Source organism: Trinickia mobilis (assembly GCF_017315705.1).
In the GTDB taxonomy this organism is placed as follows: Bacteria; Pseudomonadota; Gammaproteobacteria; order Burkholderiales; family Burkholderiaceae; genus Trinickia_A; species Trinickia_A mobilis.
The window spans coordinates 1-1,301 of the sequence record NZ_JAFLRF010000117.1; the positions used below are offsets into that span (position 1 = coordinate 1).

Here is a 1,301-nt window from a genome sequence, read left to right on the forward strand (position 1 = left end):
CATGCTGGAGGATGCGCAGCCGGTGTGCGTGGTGAGCGCGGGGTCGGCGGCGCAGGTGCTGCCGGCGGGCACGGCGTTGCTGAGGCTGGACGAGGCGATGGCGCAGGCGTTGCTGCACACGCGTGATGCGCACAACTTGACGCGAGAGGAAACCGGCTTGAACGCGCTGCATCCGGCCTATGTGATCTACACCTCGGGTTCGACCGGACGGCCCAAGGGTGTCGTCGTTCAGCATGCTGGCTTAAGCAATCTCGCCATCGCACAAGGCCGGTCGATCAACGTCGACGAGCACAGTCGCGTTTTGCAATTTGCGTCATTCAGTTTCGATGCCTGCATCTCTGAAATTGCAATGGCGCTCTGTTACGGCGCCAGCCTGATCCTTGCTCAACGCGACGAATTGCTATTCGAGAAGTCACTGGCAAGGCTGTTTGATCAGCATCAGATTACGCACGCCACGCTTCCTCCCGTTGTCGCTAGCACATTGCCGGCCGAAATGGATTTGAGCAGGCTGACAGCGCTTCTGGTTGCGGGTGACGCAATGCCAACATCCCTGATTCAACGTGGGTTTGCGGAAGGCGTGCTCATCAACGCCTACGGACCGACGGAAGCGACAGTCTGCGCGACTCAGCATCGCGTTTCGCATCTTGATCGAGAGCAGGTCGCGATAGGCCAGCCGTTGAGCAACACGCAGGTGTATGTGCTCGACGGGCGGCTGCAGCCGGTACCGGTGGGGGTGGCGGGTGAGCTGTATATCGCGGGGGCGGGGCTCGCGCGCGGCTATCTGGGCCGGGCGGAGCTGACGGCCGAGCGCTTCGTGGCGAACCCGTTCGGCGCGCCGGGCAGCCGGATGTACCGCACGGGGGACGTGGCGAAGTGGCGCCCCGAAGGGGTGCTCGACTATCTGGGACGCGCGGACGACCAGGTCAAGCTGCGGGGGTTCCGCATCGAGCTGGGCGAGATCGGGGCGGTGCTTGCGCGTCAGTCCGGCATCGCGCAGGCGGTGGTGCTGGTGCGCGAGGACCAGCCGGGCGAGCGTCGCCTGGTGGGTTACGTGGTGGGTCAGGAAGGCACGTTGCTGGATCCGCAGTCGCTGCGCCGCGCGCTGGGCCGGGAGTTGCCGGAGTACATGGTGCCGGCGGCGATCGTGGCGCTGGGCTCGCTGCCGCTGACGCCGAACGGCAAGCTGGACCGCCGGGCGCTGCCGGCGCCGGAGTGGAAGGGCCGCGAGTACGAGGCGCCGCAGGGGGAGACGGAGACGCTGATCGCGCAGATCTGGGAGCAGGTGCTGGGCGTGGAGCGCG

At 66.2% G+C, this 1,301-nt stretch carries 1 protein-coding gene; it reads left to right on the plus strand.

The window, feature by feature from the left end:
* On the plus strand, positions 1-1,301 hold a 1,301-nt coding region (locus J3489_RS37200), incomplete at both ends, for an amino acid adenylation domain-containing protein (protein WP_207005771.1).